Consider the following 21,974-nt stretch of genomic DNA (forward strand, 5'->3'; position numbering starts at 1 on the left):
GGTCATCGCTCGGCGCGCGCCACGCGGGCGGGCTGACTCAGGGCAGCTTCGCCAGCTCGGCATCCACCAGCGCGCGCTGCTTTTCGTCTTTCGCTTCGGCCGCCAGCCGCAGCGCTTCCTGAAAGTCCTCGCGCGCGCCTGCGGTATCGCCTGAGGCCGCGCGCGCCTTGCCACGCTCGAAGTACACCACAAACGTGCCGTCCTGCTCGGCCGCGCCGTTCAACGCCTGCAGCGCGTCGTTGGGCTGGCCGAGCGCCTGATATGCGCGCGCCAGGTCGACCGAGGGCATCGCGCTTGTGCCGTAGAACAGCTCGCCGGTGCTTCCGACTTGGTCGGGGTGCTCGCGCGCGGCTTTGAGATCTTCGAGCGCTTCGCGCGCGCGGCCCTGCGCCAGCAGCACGACGCCGCGGCCATAGCGCGCAGGCCAGGCGGCGTCGCCGCCAATCAGCAGCGCCTGCTCAAACGCCGCCAGCGCCTGGTCCTCGCGGCCAAGCGCGTGGAGGATGAAGCCACGTAGCCCGTGCGCCTCGGGCGAGGCTACGTCGAGCGCCACAAGCCGGTCGGCGTCGGGCAGGGCGGTGGCGTAGTCGCTCTGCCGCACCAGAAACCTGGCCCGGTCGATGATCACGTTGCGGTCGTCGGGCGCGGCCGCCACTGCCGCGTCGAAATCGCGCCGCGCCTCGGCCACATGCCCCTGGCGCTCGTTCAGCAGCGCGCGCAGGTACAGCGCACTGCTGAGCTTGGGCTCGAGCTTGAGCACATAGTTGGCGTCGCTCAGCGCGCCGTCGAGCTCGTCGGAGTAGTACTGTATCCACGCGCGATCAATACGCGCCGGCACAAAATCAGGGCCGACCTCGACCGCGCGATCGAGATCGCGTCGCTTGCCGGCGGCGTCGTTCTTCGGGTAGCCGAGCAAGCTCGCGCGCTGGTAGTATGCGCGCACAAGCGTCGGCTCTAGCTCGATCGCGCGCGTGTAGTCGGCGATGGCTTCGTCGACTTTGCTGGTGCGCCCGTTCAGGTAGCCGCGCGCGTAGTATGCGAGCGCGTTGTTTGGCTCAAGGCTCAGCGCACGCTCGATATCGGCGCGGGCCGGCTCGGCCCCGTTGTAGATCGCGTTGGCCACGCCGCGCGCCGCAAGCAGGCTGGCGTCGTCGGGGTGGGCTGCCAGCGCGGGCGCGAGCGTCTCGAGCGCCGCCGAGCCGTCGTTGATGTCGAGCTGGCGCATGGCCGCTTCGAGCGCCTGGCGCGCGTCGACCGCCGGTGCACCTGTTGCGGCGGCAGCGGCAGGCACTGCCGGCGTAGCAGCCGTCTCTGTGGCGCCGCCGCCGCGTGTCAGCGCAAACGCCAGCGCGGCTACAATCACCAGCGCGAGGGCGCCCGCGCCAACCAGCCACGCGCGCGAACCTGGCCGCCGGGGTGCTGCACTCGCGCCCTGGACTGTCGCGGGCGGCGCCACGGCGCTCGCGGCGCTGGGGCCAGGTTCGGCGGCCAGCTCGGGCAGCGTGAGCGTCGCGGGGCGGCCGGGCTCGGCGGCCGGTGCCGCCACCGCAGCGCGCAGCGCCCGTGCAAACACCACACAATCTTGGAAGCGGTCGTCGGGATTCTTGGCGAGGGCGCGCAGCACCACGCGCTCGATCGGCTCGGGGATCGCCGGGTTCAGCTGGCGCGGCGGGCGCAGCGGGTTGTGGATGTGCATCAGCGCAACTGCCAGCGGCGTCTCGGCTATGAATGGGCACTCGCCCGTAAGCGCCTGGTATAGCACCACGCCAAGCGAGTAGATATCGGTGCGCGCGTCGACGGCCTGGCCGCGCAGCTGCTCGGGCGCCATATACGCCGGCGTGCCTACCATCATGCCCTCGCCGGTGAGCTGCGAGGTATCGCTGTAGATCTTGGCGATGCCGAAATCGGACAGCAGCGCGTCGCCGTCGCGGCCGATCAGCACATTCGCCGGCTTGACATCGCGGTGGATCACGCCAAGGCTGTGGGCGTAGGCCAGCGCGTCGGCCACCTGCGCGACAAGCTCGGCAGCCCGCGCGGTCGTCAGCCCGCCGGCAGCGATCAGGTCGGCCAGGTCGCCGCCGTCGGTGAAGCGCATCACCAGGTACGGCACGCCATCGTCCTCGGCGACATCGTACACCGGCAGGATGTGGCGGTGCTCGAGCCGGGCGATCGTGCGCGCCTCGCGCTCGAAGCGTGCGCGAAAGCCTGCCTCGCGCGCGAGGTGCTCGGGCAGCACTTTGATCGCCACATAGCGATCCATCGCCGCGTGATACGCTTTGTACACTGTCGCCATGCCGCCAACGCCAAGCTGCTCGAGCACCCGGTACGGACCAAGCTCACGGCCAATCAGGTCAGGCATTTCGCGCCTCGCTTGCAAGCTGTCTGATGCTGGATGGTGCTGAGTATACCATGCCAGGCTACTCCCCGAAGCCACGCGCAGAGCAGCTGTGGTACACTACCTGCGATATTGGCACAGCGTCGAGGCAAGCACTATGGCCGCCATTCTGGTCTTCACCGGCGCCGCCAGCTCGGGCATTCTCAGCGCCGCGGCCGCCACCGCCCTCCATGCCGCGTCGCAGCAGCGCGTGCTGCTGCTCAGCGTCGGCGCCCCAGGCGCGCTCGGCGCGCTGCTGGGCGCGCCAGCCGGCTTCGCGCCGGCCGAGGTCGCGCCCGGCCTCGACGCGCTGGCGATCGACGGGCTGGCCGAGGCCGCCGCAGCCTGGGAGCGCAGCCGCAGCCGCATGCCTACTGGCGCGGCGGCCGTCGCCGGCGACGAGCTGCCGATCGTGCCGGGCGCCGAGATGGCTTTCGCGCTGGCGCGGCTGCGCGAGCTGGCCCCGCGCTACGATCTGGTGGTGGCCGATGCCGGCCCGCACGACATGCTGCTGCGCGCGCTGGCGCTGCCCGACGCGCTACGCTGGGGCGTGCGCCTGCTGTTCGGCCTCGATCGCGGGCCGGGCAAGAGCAACGACTCGATCGGCCGCGCGCTGCTGCCCACCAGCCTCATTCCCACCGACGCCTACTCCGGCATCCAGGACGCGCGCGTCGGCATTGAGTCGCTGCGCGACATGCTGCTGGAGCCGGGCGCTGCGGCCGTGCGCTACGTGCTGCGCCCCGACGCGCCGGCCTTCGCCGAGGCGCAGCTGGCCGTGCCGGCGCTGCAGCTGCACGGCCTGGCGGTGCAGGCGATCGTCGCCGGGCCGCTGCTGCCCGCGTCGCTGGCGGGTACGCCGCTTGGCGGCGCGCTCGCGGCCCAGGATCGGCTGCTCGAGAGCGCGCGCTCGGCCTGGCCCTCGCGCTCATTCCAGCGCTTCGAGCTGGCCGACGGCACAGGGCTCGGCGCACTACGCGCGCAGGGCGCGCAGCTGGCCGCTGCGCCGCCCGGCCCGGCCGCCGCGCCGATCGCGACGGTATGGCAGGGCGCGCCGGCGCTGGCGATTGCGCTGCCGGGGTTGCCCAAGGGCGCGCTGCAGCTCACGCTCAGCGGCGACGAGCTGATCGTGCGCGTGGGGCCATACCGCCGCCACCTGCTGCTGCCCGATTCGCTACGCGGCGTGGCGAATATCAGGGCCACCCGCGAGGGCGAGCACCTGGTGGTGCGGCGGCGCTAGCACACCCCCGCAGGGCTCCGCCGCATCCCAGGCGTCAGCACCGAGCCGGCCGGGTGGCCGGCGGCGGCCTACCGCGATGCGCGCGCGCAGGCCAGCGCTCGGCAGAGCGGCCGGGGCCGTTGGGCACAAAACCGACACGTTTTAGCTACCGTTTAGAGCATGCATCCCCGCTCGTTTCCCCGTATACTGAGGCAGTCGGGTCGCGCTGGTAGGCTCAGCATACGTAAGCACGAGTTCCTTCTCGGCGTTCAGCCAACGTTGAAAAGTGAAGATCGCCGTACAGCGTATGAAGTGGATGGTGGTGGTGGGGAAGATCGCTGGTACGACAAGAGAAGCAGGCAGTGGCGACCGTGGTGCATGCCACGGCGACGTGTGAAGAAACGGCAGCGACGGCTGAAGATCGGCGGCCAACGCCCGAAGTAGCCGGCGATGCACATCACACCGGCAGCCACGCAGCCTGCCCGGCATACGCGCCCCTGGCCAAACGCGTATGTCCGCTCTTCGCGATCTCTGCCAGCGCGCACCGACACCCGGTATTGGTTAGGCATGGTTCAAACAACTTCCCAGGTCGTTGCCCTAAAGGCGTTCCGGCGCGAGCAATCGCGCCGGTACAGTTTCACGCCGAAACCCTGTGAAATAACCCTGCCTTCGCATCGAGCATGAGCGAAAAAGCGGCGCTCGACGCGCTTAGCGCGTGGATTGCGCGCTACCACAAGATTGCGAAGATTGCGCTACGCGACAAGCCCGCGCTGATCGAGAAGATCGGCGGCAGCTCGCGCAACAGCCGCACTTCAGCCCAGCGTGGCGCGCCGAAGAAGGCTGCCGCTACGCGCGCGGCCAAAAAGAACGCTTAGCTCCGCACGATCTCCGCGTAGCCGCGCTGCCTTGCGGCGCGGCTGCCCCTCCAGCAGCGTGCTGCCCCCCGGTTGCTTCAGCCTCAACCCGTAGTACAATAGCTGCCCGCACAGCGCAGTGTGGGAACAGCGAAGCCGCTTGGAACAACGCCCATTTTGCTACTGGAGGAGCAACGATGCGTATCGGTATTCTGACCGGCGGCGGCGATGTACCGGGCCTGAACCCGTGCATCAAGGCGGTGGTCAACCGCGCCGGCGACGCCGGCTGGGATGTAGTCGGCATTCGCCGCGGCTGGGGCGGATTGCTCAACTTCAACCCCGACGACCCCGCCAGCGCCGATGAATGGATTCAGCCGCTCACTCCCGCCTCCGTCCGCACCATCGATCGCTACGGCGGCACCCACCTGCATACCTCCCGCACCAACCCGGCGCGCGTCGGCGAAGCAATGATGCCCGAGTTTCTGCGCGGCAAGTTTGCATTCACTGGCGCCAAGAACACGGCCGACTGCACGGCGCACGCGCTGCGCGTGCTCGAGCACCTCGGCATCGACGCGCTCATCCCGATCGGCGGCGACGATACGCTCTCGTTTGCCGTGCGCATGCACAAAGAGGGCGTGCGCGTCGTGGCCATCCCCAAGACCATGGACAACGACGTGTTCGGCACCGACTACTGCATCGGCTTCTCCACCGCCGTCACGCGCTCGGTCGAGTTCATCAACTCGCTGCGCACCCCCACCGGCTCGCACGAGCGCATCGCGGTGGTCGAGCTGTTCGGCCGCAACTCGGGCGAGACGGCGCTGATCTCGGCGTACCTGGCCGATGTCGACCGCGCGCTGATCTCCGAGGTGCCGTTTGATGTCGAGCGCCTGGCGCGCCAGGTTGCCGACGATAAACGCGCGAATCCCAGCAACTACGCGATGGTGGTGATCTCGGAGGGCGCGTCGATGCTCGGTGGGCAGGTGGTCGAGTATGGGCAAGAAGACGCGTACGGGCACAAGAAGCTGGGCGGGATCGGGCAGATCACCGGTGAGGCGCTCAAGCAGCTGACGGGCATCGACATTGTGCACCAGCAGATCGCCTACCTGATGCGCGCCGGGGCGCCGGACTCGCTGGACCGGATGGTGGCGATCAGCTACGCGAACCTGGCGGTGGATCAGCTGCTGCAGGGGCACAGCGGGCGGATGGTGGCGCTACAGAACGGGCAGTACACGACGGTGCCGGTGGACACGTGCACGCAGGGGCTGAAGCGCGTGGACGTGAACGAGCTGTACGACACCGAGGCCTACCGCCCCAAGGTGCGCCACGTGCTCGCCAAGCCTATGTTCCTGTACTAGCGCCCTTTTTGCGGCCGTACATGCTTGGCCGTCAACCGCGCCCGTTCCCCGACAAACACGAGAACGCGGTGTCCTCGCGCGTGGCAGGCTTGGAGGGCGCAAGCCCTCCAACATGACTCTTTTTAGCTGGTCGCGGCCACGGCGGTGGCCGCGACCAGCTAAAAAGATGGCATTGTCAGCGTGTCATCTCTGCGCGCGCTCCTTGCCATACGCCTCGATCTCGGCTAAAAACCGCGAGGGCTTGGCCTGCGCGCCGCGCACACGCCCCGCCGACCACGAGAGGTGCAGCCGTTCGCCGGCGCGCGTCAGCGCCACGTAGCACAGCCGGCGCTCTTCCTCGATGCCTTCGGGCGAAACCAGGCTGCGCTCGTGCGGCAGCGTGCCCTCTTCCAGCCCGGCCACAAACACGATCGGCCACTCAAGCCCCTTGGCCGAATGAATCGTCAGCAGCTGCACCTGATCGCGCTCGTCGTCTTTCTCGTCGGCGCTGGTCAGCAGCGCCACCTCCTGCAAGAACGCGCTCAGGTCGGTGTGCTCGGCTGCGGCGGTCATCAGCTCCTGCAGGTGCTCGCGCGCGTCGGGCAGCTCTTCGGCCGAGAAGCGCTTTTCGAGCGCGGCCACGTACCCGCTGCGCTCGAGCACGTCGGCCAGCAGGCTGTCGGGCGGGGTGGTGCCTGCGGCGAACGTGCGCCAGCGCGCCAGCAGCGACGCCAGCAGGCGCGCACCATCCACCGCCTTGGCCGAGAGCGCCTTCCAGGCCGCCGGCTGGGCCAGCGCCGCCGAGAGCGACACGCCGTTCTGCGAGGCGTAGCCCGAGAGTGCTGCCAGCGCCTGGGCGCCCAGGCCGCGCGCGGGAACATTCGCGATCCGCACGAGGCTCAGGTTGTCGCTGGGGTTGGCGATTGCGCGCAGGTAGGCCAGCGCGTCGCGGACGACCGCGCGATCGTAGAAGCCGGTGCTGCCGCGCACGCTGTAGGGGATGCGCGCGTGGCGTAGCGCCGCCTCGAAGCCGCGGCTGAGGTGGCGGGTGCGGTACAGAATCGCGATCTCGCGGAACTTGCGCCCCTGGCGCGCCAGCTCGTTGATGCTGCGCGCGATCTGCTCGGCCTCGTCGCGGCCATCTTTCGCATCAAAGATCAGCAGCGGCGACGCAATCGCCCCGGCCGACGCGCGGCCCGAGGCCGCTTGCGCATGCTTCGCTGCCGCATCGGGCAGGGCCGAGCGCAGCGCCATAGGCGCCACAGCCTTGCTGTGCCGGATGATCGCGTAGGCCGCGTCGAGGATCGGCTGGCGACTGCGATAGTTCGTGGCTAGCTCGATCACGCGCGCATCGGGGAAGTCGTTCTGGAAGCGCGCGATGATCGTATGGTCGGCGTTGCGGAAGCCGTAGATCGCCTGCATGCCATCGCCCACCGCGAATAGCGAGCGCGGGCGCCCGGCCACCGGGCGCGTCAGCAGCTCGACCAGCGCATACTGGCTCGGGTCGGTGTCCTGGTACTCGTCGACCAGCACATGGCGCCACTTGGCCTGGTAGGCTTCGAGCACATCGGGGTGCTCGGCGAACAGCTGGTGCGTCAGCAGGATCATGTCGTCGAAGTCGAGCGCGTTATGTCGCGCCAGCGACTGCTGGTAGCGGCGGTAGCAGCCGGCAACAAACGCGTCGAGCGGCGTCTGGGCGAAGCGCGCAGCCATGCGCGGCGAGAGCAGCCGGCTTTTGGCGCGCGAGATCTGGCGCAGCAGGTCTTCCGGCTCGAGCAGCGCCGGCGGCCGGTCTTTCGCGGCGTCGAGCGCGTCGGCCGCGAGCTGTAGCTGCTCGTCGGCGGCGTAGATCGTGAAGTCGGCGGTGTAGTGGCCGATCCGCCCGGCGATCTCGGCGCGCAGGATCGCGCCGCAGACCGCGTGGAATGTGCCGGTGGTAAGCCCGCGCGTGCGGCCGCCGAGGATCGCGCGCAGGCGCTCGCGCATCTCCTTCGCAGCCTTGTTGGTGAACGTCAGCGCCAGGATCTGGCCGGGCGGCACCTGGTGCGTTTCGATCAAGTAGGCGATCCGCAGCGTCAGCACGCGCGTCTTGCCGCTGCCGGCGCCGGCGCGCACCAGCACCGGCCCGATCGGCGCAGTGACGGCGGCGCGCTGCTCGGGGTTGAGCGAGGCCAGAATATCCATGAGCGCAGTGGAGCCCTTCTGCTGTGCGATTCCAGTACCTGAAGCGGCCACGATTGAGCCGGCCGGCGCGGTATTATCCCACACCCCACCGAAGAGTCAAGCCCTGGGGGCGCACGCACGGCGCGGTGAAAGTCCTTTGCCCACCCCCGCGCTCCCTTTCCCGCACCTAGAAGAAAGGGTAGGTGGTGGCGTTGAAAGCCAAGCACGCTGCGCTACCGCTGGCGCCGCATCGCCCGCGAAAATTAACACTTTTTTCATCTATTATTTCTTCCTCTTGATCGGTTTAGAAGCCGTGATATACTCAGATCATCCATCGAACGGCGCCACACATTTCAAAACTCGCCATGCTTTGCCACGCCCTACCGCGGCGCGCAGCAGTGGGGCAGGCTGCCACAGGCCGGTGATCACGCGGCGCTGCTCGAGCTAATCGGTTCTCGTGCAAAGGAGCAAGTATGTACCGTCCACGCAACCAACGCTGGTTCGCCCTCCTTGCCATGCTCGGCGTGATGCTCGCGGCGCTGGTGCAGCCGGCGCGCACGCCCGCCGCGCTCGCCGCCGGCGACCCCAGCAGCGTCACCATCGCCGGGACGCTGCAGAAGGCCGCCGGGTGCGACAATAACTGGGATGCCGCCTGCGCGACCACACACCTCAGCTACGACCAGAACGACGACGTATGGCAGGGCAGCTTCACGCTGTCGGCCGACAGCTACGAGTACAAAGCCACGTTGAACGACCAGTGGATCGAGAGCTACGGCCTGAATGGCGGCGGCGACAACATTCCGCTGAACCTGGCCGCCAGCACTGCAGTGAAGTTCTACTACGACAACAAAAGCCACTGGATCACCGACAACCAGCGCTCGGTGATCGCCGTGGCGGCCGGCAGCTTCCAGAAGCAGCTCGGCTGCCTGGAGAACTGGGACGCAGGCTGCCTGCGCTCGTGGCTGCAGGATCTCGACGGCGACGGCACCTACACCTTTGAAACCACAGCGCTGCTGGCCGGCAGCTACGAGGCCAAGGTGACGATCAACGAGAGCTGGGACGAAAACTACGGCCAGGGCGGCGTGCCCGGCGGCGCGAATATCGGCTTCAACGTGCCGACCGACAACGCCAAAGTCTCGTTCAGCTACAACGCCACCAGCCACGTGCTGAGCATCCTTGCCGGCCACGCCCCCGACAACAACGTCGAGTGGAATGGCCTGCGCCACGACTCGCGCGACACGCTGTACCGCAGCCCCGGCGGCGCAGTGCCGGCCGGCACGCCGGTGACAATCCGCTTCCGCACCTTCCACAACGACGTCACCAGCGTCAAGCTGCGGCTCTACGACCTGAACGCCAGCGGCCAGCGCCTGGTGCCAATGACGATCGCGGCCAGCGACACGCCGTGCTACCAGCCCGGCCTCGAAAGCGAGACCTGCGACTTCTGGGCCGCAACGCTGCCGAACGATGCGCCGAATAACTACTGGTACCGCTTTGTCGTCAGCGACGGCAGCAAGACGGCCTACTACGCCGACAACACCAGCGCGCTCGACGGCGGCCTTGGCGCGCCAAGCGCCGACCCGCTCGACCAGAGCTGGGCGCTGATGGTGTACGCCGGCAACTTCAAGGCGCCAGCTTGGGCCAAAGATGCGGTGATCTACCAGATCTTCCCGGATCGCTTCCGCAACGGCCGGGCCGACAACGACGCCAAAACCGGCGACGTACGCTACGACGACCCGGTGCTGCGGCTGCCGTGGGGCACGCTGCCCGAGGGCTACTGCCGCAACTACGCAGGCGCCACCACCACCAGCTGCCCGTGGCGCTTCGGCGCGCCGCCGAACACGCCGGCCACCCAGCTCGAGACGCCGCGCGGCCGCGACTACATGGGCGGCGACCTCAAAGGCGTCGACCAGAAGCTCGACTACCTGAAATCGCTCGGCATCAACACGCTGTACTTCAACCCGATCTTCGACGCCGGCTCGAACCACAGCTACGACACCCAGGATTACTTCAAGATCGACCCATACTTCGGCACGCAGAAAGACTGGGAGAACCTGAACAAGCACGCCGACCAGCTGGGCATCCGGATCATTCTCGACGGCGTGTTCAACCACATGTCGTCGGACAGCCCGTTCTTCGACCGCTACCACCACTACAGCACCGTCGGCGCGTGCGAGTCGGCGGCGTCGCCCTACCGCGGCTGGTTCCACTTCCGCGCCCCGCAGGGCAACGAGCCGGGGGTGTGCGCGCCCTCGACGCCCGGCGGCAGCGACACCTATTACGACGGCTGGTTCGGCTTCGATAGCATCCCGGTGCTGACGAAGAGCAACGCCGATCTGCAGAAGTATTTCCTGACGGCGCCTGCGAGCGTGTCGAAGTACTGGCTGGATGCCGGCGCCGAGGGCTGGCGGCTCGACGTGATGGGCGACGCATCGTTCCCGAATGGCTACTGGGAAACCTTCCGCCGCGTCGTGAAGCAGAAGAACAAAGACGCGCTGATCATCGGCGAGCTGTGGCAGAAAGACAGCACGCTGCTGCGCTTCCTGCGCGGCGACCGCGCCGACGCGACCATGAACTACCGCCTGCGCGACGCGGTGATCGGCCTGCTTGCGCCACAGAACTTCGACGCGAAGGGCTTCGCCGACAGCGGGCACCCGATCAAGCCATCGGAGTTTGCCGCGCGCCTGGCCTCGATCCGCGAGGACTACAGCGACGCGACTTTCTACGCGCTGATGAACCTGCTGGGCAGCCACGACACCGCGCGGCTGCTGTGGGCGCTGACCCCTGGCGCCGAGAATCCCACCGACAAAGAGCAGAACGCCGCGAACCTGGCCGCCGGCAAGCAGCGCCAGCGCCTGGCCGCGCTGATCCAGTTCACTGTTCCCGGCGCGCCAACCGTGTACTACGGCGACGAGGTGGGCATGACCGGCGCCGACGATCCCGACGACCGCCGCACCTACCCATGGGCCGACCTGGGCGGCAGCCCGGACACGGGCATGTTTGGCCACTACCGCAGCCTGGCGACACTGCGCCGCAGCAATGGCGCGCTCACCGACGGCGATTTCCAGGTACTGCTGGCCGACGACGCCAACGACACAGTCGCCTATGGCCGCAAGACCACCGCGCAGGCTGCGATTGTGGCGCTGAATCGCAGCGCGCAGACCCGCACGCTGAGCATCCCGCTCGGCGGCTACATCCCCAACGGCAAGGTGTTCAAGGCGCTCTATGGGGTTGGCAACAGCGCCGGCGCAAGCTTCAGCGTAACAAACGGCGCGCTCCAGCTGACGCTCGCTCCGCTGAGCGGCATGCTGCTGGCGACTGGCAACACCGACCTCAACCCGCCGCCCGCGCCGAAGAGACTCGCGATCACCGGCGAGGGCAATGGCAGCATCAGCCTGCGCTGGCAGGCGTCCAGCGGCGCGGCCGGCTACACGATCTACCGCAGCCCGCTGAGCGGCGGCGGCTGGGTGAAAGTCAACAGCAGCCCGCTGGCTGGCCTGAGCTTCACCGACAGTGGCCTGCAGAACGCGCGCCGCTACTACTACGTCGTGAAAGCGCTCGACAGCGCCGGCAACGAGAGCGCGGCGTCGAACGAAGTCAACGGCCTGCCGCACCTGACGATCGGCTGGGCCAATCTGCAGTGGCCGCCCACGCTGAACCACACCATCAGCACATCCACGCGCACCGACAATGTCTACGGCCAGGTATACATCGCCGGCGTGACCAACCAGCCCGGCGCGACGCCGAGCCTGGTCGCGCAGCTTGGCTTCGGCCCAGCCGGCAGCAACCCGGCCGGCAACGCCAGCTGGACCTGGGTCGACGCCACGTTCAACAAGGACGACAACAACAACGACGAGTTCGTGGCAAGCCTGCTGCCCGAGCAGGCCGGCACGTTCGACTACCTCTACCGCTACACCACCACGGCCGGCCGCGACTGGATCTACGCCGATCAGAACGGCCTGATCGCGGCTGGCCAGCTGCCCGCCAAACCCGGCAAGCTCACGGTCAACGCGAGCACCGACACCACCGCGCCGTCGAAGCCGGGCAATCTGCGCGTGGTGGCGGCTTCGCCGGCCGGCATTCAGCTGGCCTGGGACGCGGCTACCGACGATGTCGCGGTGTATGGCTACGAAGTGCGCCGCAGCAACACGCCCGGCGGCCCCTACACCACCATCGCGCTGGCGGGCGGCGGCGCCACAACCTACAACGACACGACGGTGGCCGAGGGCACAAGCTACTCGTACGTGGTGCGCGCGGTCGACACCTCGTTCAACCGCTCGGCGGACTCGAACGAGGTTGCCGCCACCGCACAGCTGCGTACCGTAACGCTGGTGTTCAACGTCACGGTGCCGGCCAGCACCGACGGCACCGGTAAGTCGGTGTACATCGCCGGCTTCCTCGACCGTCTAGACGGCAACTTGCCGCAGTGGAACCCCGGCGGCGTGGCGCTCACCCGCGTCGACGCGACGCACTGGACGATCACGCTCACCGGCAAAGAGAGCACGCAGATCGAGTATAAGTACGCGCTCGGCGCGTGGGATTATGTCGAAAAAGACGGAACCTGCGGCGAGGTCAACAACCGCCAGCTGACGCTGAGCTACGGCAGCAACGGCACCCAGGCGGTCAACGACACGATCGCGAACTGGCGCAACGTGTCGCCGTGCGGTAACTGATCGGCTCCTGACACCGCTGATCTGTTGGGCTCTGTGAGCGCAACAGCCAACACCCCGGCCCTGGTCTCGGCGGCAATGCCGCCGAGACCAGGGCCACACCAACGATCACGTGAACCAATCTGCTCTCATCGTGCACGCTTCTAAACCCCATCAGGCTCAGCACGGAGTACAATGCCCCCACGCAATCGCCCGCCCTGCCGAAGCCGAAGGTGCCAGGTTGCCCGCTGGGTTGCCCTGCATATACGCACGCAGCCAGCCCAGGCATCTCCACGGCAACAATACTCCTGAAGGAGGTGGGTTATGCGACGAAAACCAACACCTGTGCAGCCTCCACGCTGGCACTTTGCCTGCGTCGGCGCGCTGCTATGCGCCAGCCTACTGCTCGGCTGCATACCCAAGGCAGCCGTGGCGCAAAGCTCGTTCGACACGATCGTCCAGCACGATCTCGACTTCGCCGCGCGCCAGCTCGGTGCAAGCCTGAGCAGTATTAGTTCGGCCAGCAGCTATCCCTCGACAACCAAAACCTCCGGCGCTTGGAACACCACCGGCGCCAGCAGCTGGACCAGCGGGTTCTTCCCCGGCGCGCTCTGGCGCATGTACGAGCGCTCGGCCGACGCCTCCTGGAGAACCGCCGCAGCTCAACGCCAGACCGGTATCGCCGGGCAAAAAACCAACGCCGGAGATCACGACATCGGCTTCAAGGTTTTCACCAGCTTCGGCAACGGCTACCGCCTCACCGGCGACGACGCCTACCGCCAGGTTGTGCTCACGGCTGCAGGCACGCTCGCCAGCCGCTACAGCCCAACCGTCGGCTGCATCCGCTCGTGGGGCTCGATCTCCGACGCGAAAGACTTCGAGGTGATCGTCGACAACATGATCAACCTCGAGCTTTTGTTCTGGGCCTCGAAGCATGGCGGGAAAAGCGAGTGGTACCAGATGGCGCTCAGCCACGCGCTCAAGACGCGCGAGAACCACGTGCGCCCCGACGGCAGCACCTACCACGTGGTCGACTATAACCCAGCCACCGGCGCGGTGAAGAGCAAGCGCTCGGCCCAGGGCTACAACACCGAGTCGACCTGGGCGCGCGGGCAGGCCTGGGCGGTCTATGGCTTCACAATGGCCTATCGCGAGACGAGCGACCCGCGCTTCCTCGATACTGCCCGCGCCACCGCCGACTACTTCATCGGCCATCTGCCCAGCGACAAGGTGCCCTACTGGGACTTTGAGCTGCCCAGCCTGGCCGGCCAGCCGCGCGACAGCTCGGCCGCCGCGATCGCCGCCTCGGGCCTGCTCGAACTAAGCCAGCTCGAAACCGACGCCGCGCGCAAGCAGACCTACCTGGACAGCGCCAGGGCCATCCTGACCTCGCTCTCGTCGCCGGGCTACCTGGCCGAGGGCACCAGCTACCGTTCGATCCTGCTGCACGGCACGCGCAACAACAACTCGAGTAGCGCCGACGGGCACGATACTGGGCTGATCTATGGGGATTATTACTTTGTCGAAGCGCTGCTGCGCACCGGTGCCCACCCAACGATCACTGGCAGCATCACCGGCCGCGTGACCGACCGCACAACCAGCCAGCCGATCGCGGGCGCGACGGTCGCGGCCAGTGGCGCCAGCGCCACTACCGCCGCCGACGGTAGCTACACGCTTGCCGGTATCGCCGCCGGCAGCCAGTCGCTCACCGCAGCTGCGGCCGGCTACGATCCGGCCCAGCAAGCCGTAACCGTGCCAGAAAACGCGAGCGTCACCGCTGATTTCGCGCTCAGCCCGGTATCAGGCGCGCCGATCAAGGCGCTCACATTCGAGGGCGGCAGCCTGGTCGGCCCCAGCGGCGCCGAGAGTGTCTCGGGCACCGGCGCCACCCTCGACACCACCACGCCGCTCAAGGGCGCGGCCTCAGCGCGCCTCCAGGGCAACACCTACCTCCAGCAAGGCTTTGCCGCCGCCGACAACCTGTATCTTTCGCTGTACCTCAAGCTGAACGCCGCGCCCACCGCAGCTGTGCGGATCGTACGCGTGGCCAACGGCGGCACCACTGTCGGCAACCTCGTGCTCAACACCGACCGTACGCTCCAGCTGCGCAACGGCAGCTCATCGATCGGCAGCCACTCGGCCGCGCTGGCGCTCGGGGCGATCTACCGGGTCGGGCTGCATCAAAAGAAAGGCACGGGCGCCAACGCGGTGCTGGAGGTATTCCTGGCGCAGGGCGATGCGCCGTTCCCGGCAACGCCGTTCGCAACAATCGTGAACGGCACCTGGGCTAGCTCGGCCAGCCAGATCCAACTGGGCGCGACCAACGGCAAGGCGATCGACGCAACCTTCGACGACATCCGTCTCGACGCCGCAGCCATGCCCTAGTCACGGCAACGCAAAGCACAAGGCGTCGTGGCCTAGGCGCGTCTCACCCAGGCCACGATTTGGTGGGGGTTTGGGGGCGGCTTCGCCGCACCCAAGTTTCTTTTTCTTGTGCGGCGCCCGGCTTGCCGGGCGCCGCACAAGAAAACACAAGTAATCAAACGGAGTTGGTATCAGACAATCTCTAAAGCTAGACGAAGCGCTCGAACACATGGTTGCCGAGCATGCGGCCGCGCGCGCTCAGGCGCACTCCCAGCTCGTCGCGCTCGAGCAAGCCTAGCCCGGCCAACTCGGCCAGCTCGGCAGCGTAGACCTCGGCCATGTCGGCGCCACAGCGGTCGCGGAAATGCGCGTAGCTCACACCGGCGTTGATGCGCAGGCCCATAAACATCGTCTCGGCCTGCAGGTCGCGCGCGCTCAGCTCGGTGATCTCGGCGATTGGCGCGCGCCCGGAAGCCACGCGGCCGATATACTCGTCGATGCCCAGCACGTCGGCGTAGCGCCGTGGGAAGGCGTGGCCGTGCGCCCCCGCGCCGGCCGCGAGGTAGTCGGCGTTCAGCCAGTAGGCCAGGTTGTGGTGGCAGGCGTACGCCGGGATGGGCAGCTGCGCGGAGGCCGCGGCGTGGGGCGGCTGCGCAGTCGCCTGCGCGTCGGCGTGCCGCGCCCAGTTCGAAATCTCGTACTGCGCGTAGCCGGCCGCGCCGAGCAGCTCGATCGCGCGCTCGTACATCTCGCCGGTATCGTCGTCGTCGGGCACGCTGACGCGGCCGCCCTGCACCTGCGCGAACAGCGGCGTGCTCGGCTCGAGGATCAGCGAGTACAGCGAGAAGTGCTCGGCATCCCAGCCGGCAATCTCGCGCAGCGTCGCCTCCCACTGCGCGGGTGTCTGGCCCGGCAGGCCAAAGATGAAATCGAGGTTGACATTCTCAAAGCCGGCGCGGCGCGCGTCGGCATAGCTCGCGCGCGCCTCGGCCGCCGTGTGGATGCGCCCAAGCACACGCAGCGTCGGGTCGTGCAGGCTCTGTACGCCCATGCTCAGCCGGTTCACCCCCAGGCCGCGCAGGCCGCGCAGGTAGTCGCGGCCGAGCACAGTGCCAGGGTTGGCCTCGACGGTCACTTCGGCGCCGGCCAGCGGCACGATCGCGTCGGCGGCGGCCAGCACGCGCTCGAGCAGCGGCAGCGGCAGCATGCTCGGCGTGCCGCCGCCCAGAAACACCGTCGGCCGCAGGTCGGCGCGCAGCAGCGCCCCCGGCGGCGCGCCCGCCGGGCGCGGCAGCGCGAGGCGGGGCGCGCCCAGCGCCGCGCGCCACGCGTCCAGCTCGCGGCACAGCGCCAGCACGTACGCCTCCATGCGGTCGTCCATGTTCGCGTAGGTGTTGAAATCGCAGTAGGCGCAGCGGCGATGGCAAAACGGAATGTGGATGTACAGGTGGCGCGCGCTTGGCGGCGCGGCGACGCGCAGGTCGCCGGGGTAAGATGTCGCGGGTATCAGGTCGATCATAGCCGCCATGATACCATATCCGGCTCGCCCCTGGCGCGCAAGCGCCGCGCCTGCACGTTTGCCCGCCTCTGGCTGAGCATGTATAATCGGCCCGCATACTCAAAGAGAAACGAGGCCCGGATGAAGCTTCAGGGGCGGGTAGCAATAATAACCGGCGCGTCGAGCGGCGTCGGCTACGAGACGGCGCGGCTGCTGGCGCGCGAAGGCGCGGTGGTGGCTGCGGCGGCACGCCGGCGCGACAAGCTCGAATGGCTGGTTGGCGAGATCGCCGGCGATGGCGGCCAGGCACTCGCAATTCCCACCGACGTCACCGACTCGATCCAGGTGGCGCGGCTGGTCGACAGCATCTACAACCTGTTTGGGCGCGTCGATATTCTGGTGAACGCAGCCGGCGTTGTGCTCAAGGTCGCGCCACTCGAGCAGTTCAGCGATCAAGAGTTCCACGCCATTCTCAACACCAACCTCGGCGGCGCGTTCTACGCCGCGCGCGCGGTGATACCGCACATGAAGCGCCAGCGCAGCGGCACGATCGTCAACATTGGCTCGCGCGTCGGGCGGGTAGGCGTCGCGAACATCGCGCCGTTCTGCGCCGCCAAGTTCGCGCTCTCGGGCATGTCGCAGGCGCTTGGCAACGAGCTGCGGCCCTCGAATGTGTACGTCACCACGCTGTTCCCCGGCATGATCAACACCGACATCCACCCGCTCAACCCGAGTGAGGAGTTTCGCCGGCAGCTGATCACCGCCTACGACCTGGCGCAGATGGTGCTGTGGGCATGCACGCTGCCGCCGTCGCTGCGCATCGACGAGCTGCCGGTGATGCCGCGCCACGTCGACATGTGATCACGCTCAGAGCCTGCCTGATAAGGAGGTGTGCGAGGGGCATAGCCCCTCGCGACCTCCTCTGGCGTGTGGCGACCACATTCGTGGCGGCCACACGCCAGTGAGGGTGGTTTGGAGGGACGAAGTCCTCCAAAGCACTCTTTTCAGCCAGCTTCTCCGGGTACTAGGTCGTCGCGGCAATCCACCGCGCGCGCGCCGTAGGCGAAGGGGAAGGCGGTGCGCCAGCCGGCGCGGCCGACGATCGGGGGCAGGATGTCACGGTGGGCGTAGTTGCGCCGGATGTAAGCGCCGCGCGCGAAGATCGCCTGCCAGGCCCGCCACGTCACCAGCGGGTCGCCGGTGGCGCGCAACACCGCCGCCGCCAGGTCGCCCCACTCCTGCTGGGCGCGCGCGGCGCGCAGGGCCGCAGGCACCGCCCGAAACGCCGGCTCGTAGCGCAGATCGGCGTACGCCCGCGCGATCGCGTACTGGCTCAGCAGAATAGCCGTCAGCTCGTTGAACCAGGGCAGCCGCGCGTAGTGCTCGCCCTGGTCGCGCATGCGCGCGTGTATCACCGCGTGCACCTGCTCGTGCAGCAGCGTCTCGATAAACTCGATCTCGGCGAAGCGCCCGCCAATGATCGCGTCCATCTGCACTGCCACCGCCGAAAGCCAGGGCACATACTGGCCGGTGCTGTGGAGCTCGGGCGGCCTGAGCGCCACGTAGGCGTCGCAAAACGGGCGCGGGCCGGGCAGGCGCGCGCCGACGCGCTCGAGATGCCCCAGCGCGCACAGCGCCAGGTCGAGGTATGGCTGCGCCGCAAACCGCTCGAACCACGCCGCCGCCTGCTCGGCATAGCGCGTCGCGTGCGCGCGCCGTTGCTGGTCGCGCAGCAGCGCGCGCACCTTCTGCCCCAGCGCGTCGATCGCCGGCTCGCGCAGATCGCGGCCGCGCTGAAGCCTGGCGATCTGCTCGCTCACCAGCGCTGCCAGCTCGGGCAGGCCGGCATCATCGGGCCGCGCCATCACATACTGGCACAGCCGCGCGCAGAAGCCGGCCACGTCTTCGCGCTCGCGGAATTCGCTATACGTGTGCCAGGCATTCAGGCCGACCAGGCATTTCATCGTCGCGGCCGGCGAAATTCGCACGGTCAGCGTTCCGATCGTCACACGAGCCATAGCTATGCATCTGTGTTGAGTTCACGCCGCCAGCGGGTGGGGCGCGACTATACCACAGGTTGGCCGAGTCGAAAATGCCGCCTGTACTATAGACGTACGTCGCGGCGTTTTTTGCATATTGCCGTAAGAAAACGAGCGCCCGGCCGCTGTACAGCGGCCGGGCGAATGGTGGCGACGGCCGCGTGAGCAGCCGTGAGGCGGTAGAGGTGCGGCTGGGGGCTTCGTGTGAAGGTTCTATACTTGCGCCGGTGGCACGCGCCGCTCGTGTTCACCGTGTCTATGTATTCAAACGCTGGCGCGGGCAAAATTGTTCCATCCTGAAGATGAGAGAATGGTGAAATCTAGATGAGCGCGCGCTCGTGCGCGGCGATCAGCCGCGCGAACTGCTCGGCCAGCGCCGCGACGGTGCCTGGGGGCTGGCGGATCAGCTCGAACGCGGCGGCCTGCTGCGCCTGACGCTGCTGCGGCGTCAGGTATGGCAGTGTTGAGCGCCCCGCCACACGCGCCAGCAGCGTGCCAAGCGCGTGGCGCGTCGCGCGCGCCTCGAGGCCATTCAGCCATGGCACCGCGCCCAGACCCTCCGAGTAGCAGCGCCAGAAGTGCACGGCCGCGCCGAGCAAGGCATCGCGCCCCTCGGCTACATGGTTCGCCTTGCCGAGCAAATGCGCCAGCGCGAAGCCAGGGTCGAAGGCCGGGTCGCCGAAGTGCGCGGTCTCGTGGTCGATCAAAATCAGGCGTCCGGCGCGAATAAGCACATTCTTCGGGCTGTAGTCGCCATGCACCAGCACCTGCCGGCGCGTGCGCGTCTCGCTGATCAGCGCGTCGTAGAATGCGCCCGTGGCGGGCAGCTGCGTCCAGGTATAGACATAGTACGGCTCGATCCGCAGCGTTTCAAAGAACGAGCGGTCGTTGAACAGCGGCGCCAGTTCGCCGGCGCGCAGAAACGAGTTACGCTGCAGCGTGGCCAGGATGCTGCCATACTGCTCGACATACGCCGCGTCGACCTGGCCAGCCAGCAGGGCGGCCTTCCAGGCAGTGTGCGGCTCCGGCGCGGCGCGCATCGCGAGCAAGAACTGCGCGGGGTCTTCAAATACCAGCGGCGTGATCGTGCCCGCCGGGGTAAGCTGAGCCAGCCAGCGCAGCGCCAGCGCCTCGCAGTGGATGCGCTCGGGGCTGCTATACCACTCGACCGGCACGCGCAGCCGGCGCAGCGCCTGCTTCAGCACCCAGGCCTCGCCGCTTGGGCGCTCGACCAGCACCACGCGGTTCGAGACGCCCCCGCCGAGTGTGCGGATGGCTGGCTGCTCGGCTGCGCCAACTCGGCCGGTGGCGCGCAGGTATGCCAGCAGCGCCTCGGGCTGCTCGATATCGATTGTCATAGCTGGGCCGGCCGTGAATTGGGTGGGATGTTTAATTTCATAGTGCTGAATCGTACCACGCCGCGCGAGCCGGCTGCATCCGCATTTTGGCGTAATTCGCCTGCCTGCATGGTACTGTACTTTCTGTTGTGCTGAGAATTTGGCGCTTTGCGCCACATTCTCAGCGCCATCCGTGAAAAGTACCGCTCCGCCGAAGGCCAAAACGCGCACCGCTAATATGCTGTTCGCTTGATCACATATAGCATTGTGTTGCACGACGTGGCTTCGCCACGTCGTGCAACACAATACGAAATGGGGCGGCGAAGCCGCCCCAAACCCCCACCAAAGTGTCAGGAATCAAGCGAATTTGGTATAACATGCGCAGCCAGCTAGCTGCGCGGCCGGGGCTCGCGCAGCGCGGCCCACAGAAACAGCGGCACCGCCACCAGAATGCGCCGCCAGCGACGCGGCTGGCGGATCAGCCGGTACAGCCACTCCAGGCCGGCCCGCCGCATCCACGCGGGCGCGAGCGGCACTTCGCCGGCCAGGTAGTCGAACACACCGCCAACTCCAATCGCCACCGGCACGCCCAGCGCCGGCTGGTTGCGCGCGATCCACAGATCCTGAGCTGGGTGGCCATACGCCACCAGCAGCACATCGGGCCGCGCCTGGGCAATCAGCGCGCGAATGCCCGGCTCGTCGGCCGGGCGCGGCGAGCCGGCATGGCAGCCCGCCACGCGCAGCCCCGGGTAAGCGCGCTCAAGCTCATCTGCGGCGCGCTCGGCCACGCCGGGCGCCGCGCCAAGCAGAAAGATCGACCAGCCGTCGCGGGCAGCGCGCGCCGCGATCTGGCCGGCCAGCGCCACGCCGGTGACACGGCCGCGCAGCGGGGTGCCGCGCCAGCGGGCCACCAGCAGCAGCCCAAAGCCGTCGGGGGTGGCCATGTCGGCGGCGGCCAGCACCTGGCGAAACACTGCGTTTCGCCGCGCCTCCATCACAAACTCGGGGTTGACCGTGACGACACGATGCGGCCCGCCTGCCGCGATATAGCCGGCCACACGCTCGATCGCCTCGCCCTCGAGCACGTCGTCGATCGCCACGCCGAGAATATTCACACGCCGGCGCGAATCTTCAGCAACCATGTTCGAAAATTGCCCTCAAAAGCTCTTGACAGACCCGATCGTTTCGGGTATAGTAACCGCAACATCCTGATATGCCGTTTAGGCGCAAAGGAGGTGATGCCCATGAGTAATGAGCGTAAGGGCATCACCGGGAGCACGGCTCGCTAGTCTGCTCCGGTGATGCCCGACCTTAGACGAAAGCCCTCGCCACTGGCGGGGGCTTTTGTATGCCCGCCAGCCGCAGAATATCGCAGCTCCGGCCGCGCGGCGATGTTTCGGAAGCATGGCACAGCGCGGCCCCCGCCAGTTGGCGGGGGCCGCGCCGCTCGGGCGCCTGCCAGCGCTACGCGCCGTTGCCGTCCTCGTCCTCACGCGTCTCGCGCACCAGCTCGGGCTCGGCCGCCGCCTCGCCGGCCTCGGCCTCTTCGGCCTCCTCAGGCCGCGTCTGCGTCAGGCTTACCACCAACTCGTCGGCCGGCGTCGCGATCTCGCCCTTGGTCTGAAGCACGATATCGCCGACGTGGATGCTCTTGTCGAAGCTATCGAGCCCGCTGACATCGATTTCGATGACCGAGGGGATATCGGTGGGCAGCGCGCGCACCTCCAGGCTCGTGAGCACCTGGTTCAGCAGCGCGTCGCCGCGGCGCACCAGCTCGGATTCGCCGACAATATGCAGCGGCACGTCGACCGTCACCTCGATGCGCAGGTCGACCGCCAGGAAATCGACGTGGGTGATGGCGCGCGTCACCGGGTGGCGCTGCAGGGAATGAATGAACACCGACACGCTCTTCTGGCCAGGGATATTCAGATCGAGCAGGCCAGTGCGCCCGGCGTGGCGATACGCGTCGCTGAACGTGCGCGCGTTCAGCTGCACCGTGAATGGCCCAACGCCTTTGCCATACACAGTCGCCGGCAGCAGGCCGGCGCGCCGCAGCTTGTTGACTTTCTTCCCGGTGAGTGTCCGGTTCTCAAGATCGAGGGTGATGCGATCAGCCATTGATGTTATGCTCCTTCAAAGCTGCCAATAC

At 67.8% G+C, this 21,974-nt stretch carries 13 protein-coding genes; 6 read left to right on the forward strand and 7 right to left on the reverse strand.

Features of this window, described 5'->3' with window-relative positions; all coding sequences use genetic code 11:
• Positions 1 to 37: 37 nt before the first annotated feature.
• The gene (locus tag U0177_RS15470) at positions 38 to 2,359 is read right to left on the reverse strand and encodes a protein kinase domain-containing protein (protein ID WP_409571542.1); all 2,322 of its coding nucleotides are present in this window, start codon (positions 2,357 to 2,359) and stop codon (positions 38 to 40) included.
• Between the two features lie 133 nt (positions 2,360 to 2,492).
• Here U0177_RS15470 and U0177_RS15475 point away from each other — a divergent pair, with 133 nt between their 5' ends.
• The 3 genes from U0177_RS15475 (at position 2,493) to U0177_RS15485 (ending at position 5,799) form a co-directional block, all read left to right on the forward strand.
• Entirely contained in the window at positions 2,493 to 3,611 is a 1,119-nt protein-coding gene (locus U0177_RS15475) for an ArsA family ATPase (protein ID WP_409571543.1), read from the forward strand.
• A gap of 659 nt (positions 3,612 to 4,270) precedes the next feature.
• Entirely contained in the window at positions 4,271 to 4,465 is a 195-nt protein-coding gene (locus tag U0177_RS15480) for a hypothetical protein (RefSeq protein WP_409571544.1), read from the forward strand.
• 176 nt (positions 4,466 to 4,641) lie between these two features.
• Positions 4,642 to 5,799, forward strand: coding sequence for a 6-phosphofructokinase (locus U0177_RS15485; RefSeq protein ID WP_409571545.1), 1,158 nt, complete (start codon positions 4,642 to 4,644; stop codon positions 5,797 to 5,799).
• A 183-nt stretch (positions 5,800 to 5,982) separates the two neighbouring features.
• Here U0177_RS15485 and U0177_RS15490 read toward each other — a convergent pair whose 3' ends face one another.
• Positions 5,983 to 7,962, reverse strand: coding sequence for an ATP-dependent helicase (locus U0177_RS15490; protein ID WP_409571546.1), 1,980 nt, complete (start codon positions 7,960 to 7,962; stop codon positions 5,983 to 5,985).
• Positions 7,963 to 8,414: 452 nt separating this feature from the next.
• Between U0177_RS15490 and U0177_RS15495 the strand changes: the two genes are divergently transcribed.
• On the forward strand, positions 8,415 to 12,611 hold the full coding sequence (locus tag U0177_RS15495; protein WP_409571547.1) for an alpha-amylase family glycosyl hydrolase: 4,197 nt from the start codon (positions 8,415 to 8,417) through the stop codon (positions 12,609 to 12,611).
• Between the two features lie 300 nt (positions 12,612 to 12,911).
• A complete protein-coding gene (locus U0177_RS15500) occupies positions 12,912 to 14,972 on the forward strand; it encodes a carboxypeptidase-like regulatory domain-containing protein (RefSeq protein ID WP_409571548.1) in 2,061 nt (686 codons plus the stop codon).
• Positions 14,973 to 15,159: 187 nt separating this feature from the next.
• On the opposite strand, the gene hemW is transcribed toward U0177_RS15500, so the two are convergent.
• On the reverse strand, positions 15,160 to 16,470 hold the full coding sequence (gene hemW, locus U0177_RS15505; protein WP_409571549.1) for a radical SAM family heme chaperone HemW: 1,311 nt from the start codon (positions 16,468 to 16,470) through the stop codon (positions 15,160 to 15,162).
• A gap of 120 nt (positions 16,471 to 16,590) precedes the next feature.
• Here hemW and U0177_RS15510 point away from each other — a divergent pair, with 120 nt between their 5' ends.
• Positions 16,591 to 17,310, forward strand: a complete 720-nt coding sequence (locus U0177_RS15510; protein ID WP_409571550.1) for an SDR family oxidoreductase — start codon at positions 16,591 to 16,593, stop codon at positions 17,308 to 17,310.
• 143 nt (positions 17,311 to 17,453) lie between these two features.
• Here U0177_RS15510 and U0177_RS15515 read toward each other — a convergent pair whose 3' ends face one another.
• The 4 genes from U0177_RS15515 to U0177_RS15530 all read right to left on the reverse strand — a co-directional run bounded on the left by U0177_RS15515 (position 17,454) and on the right by U0177_RS15530 (position 21,943).
• Entirely contained in the window at positions 17,454 to 18,458 is a 1,005-nt protein-coding gene (locus U0177_RS15515; RefSeq protein WP_409571551.1) for a hypothetical protein, read from the reverse strand.
• Positions 18,459 to 18,808: 350 nt separating this feature from the next.
• On the reverse strand, positions 18,809 to 19,846 hold the full coding sequence (locus U0177_RS15520; protein ID WP_409571552.1) for a phosphotransferase family protein: 1,038 nt from the start codon (positions 19,844 to 19,846) through the stop codon (positions 18,809 to 18,811).
• Between the two features lie 368 nt (positions 19,847 to 20,214).
• Positions 20,215 to 20,967, reverse strand: a complete 753-nt coding sequence (locus U0177_RS15525; protein WP_409571553.1) for a WecB/TagA/CpsF family glycosyltransferase — start codon at positions 20,965 to 20,967, stop codon at positions 20,215 to 20,217.
• A gap of 322 nt (positions 20,968 to 21,289) precedes the next feature.
• Complete coding sequence (locus tag U0177_RS15530; protein ID WP_409571554.1) at positions 21,290 to 21,943, reverse strand: 50S ribosomal protein L25; 654 nt, start codon at positions 21,941 to 21,943, stop codon at positions 21,290 to 21,292.
• Positions 21,944 to 21,974 lie beyond the last annotated feature (31 nt).

The sequence above is a fragment of the Kouleothrix sp. genome (assembly GCF_046328425.1).
GTDB lineage: Bacteria > Chloroflexota > Chloroflexia > Chloroflexales > Roseiflexaceae > Kouleothrix.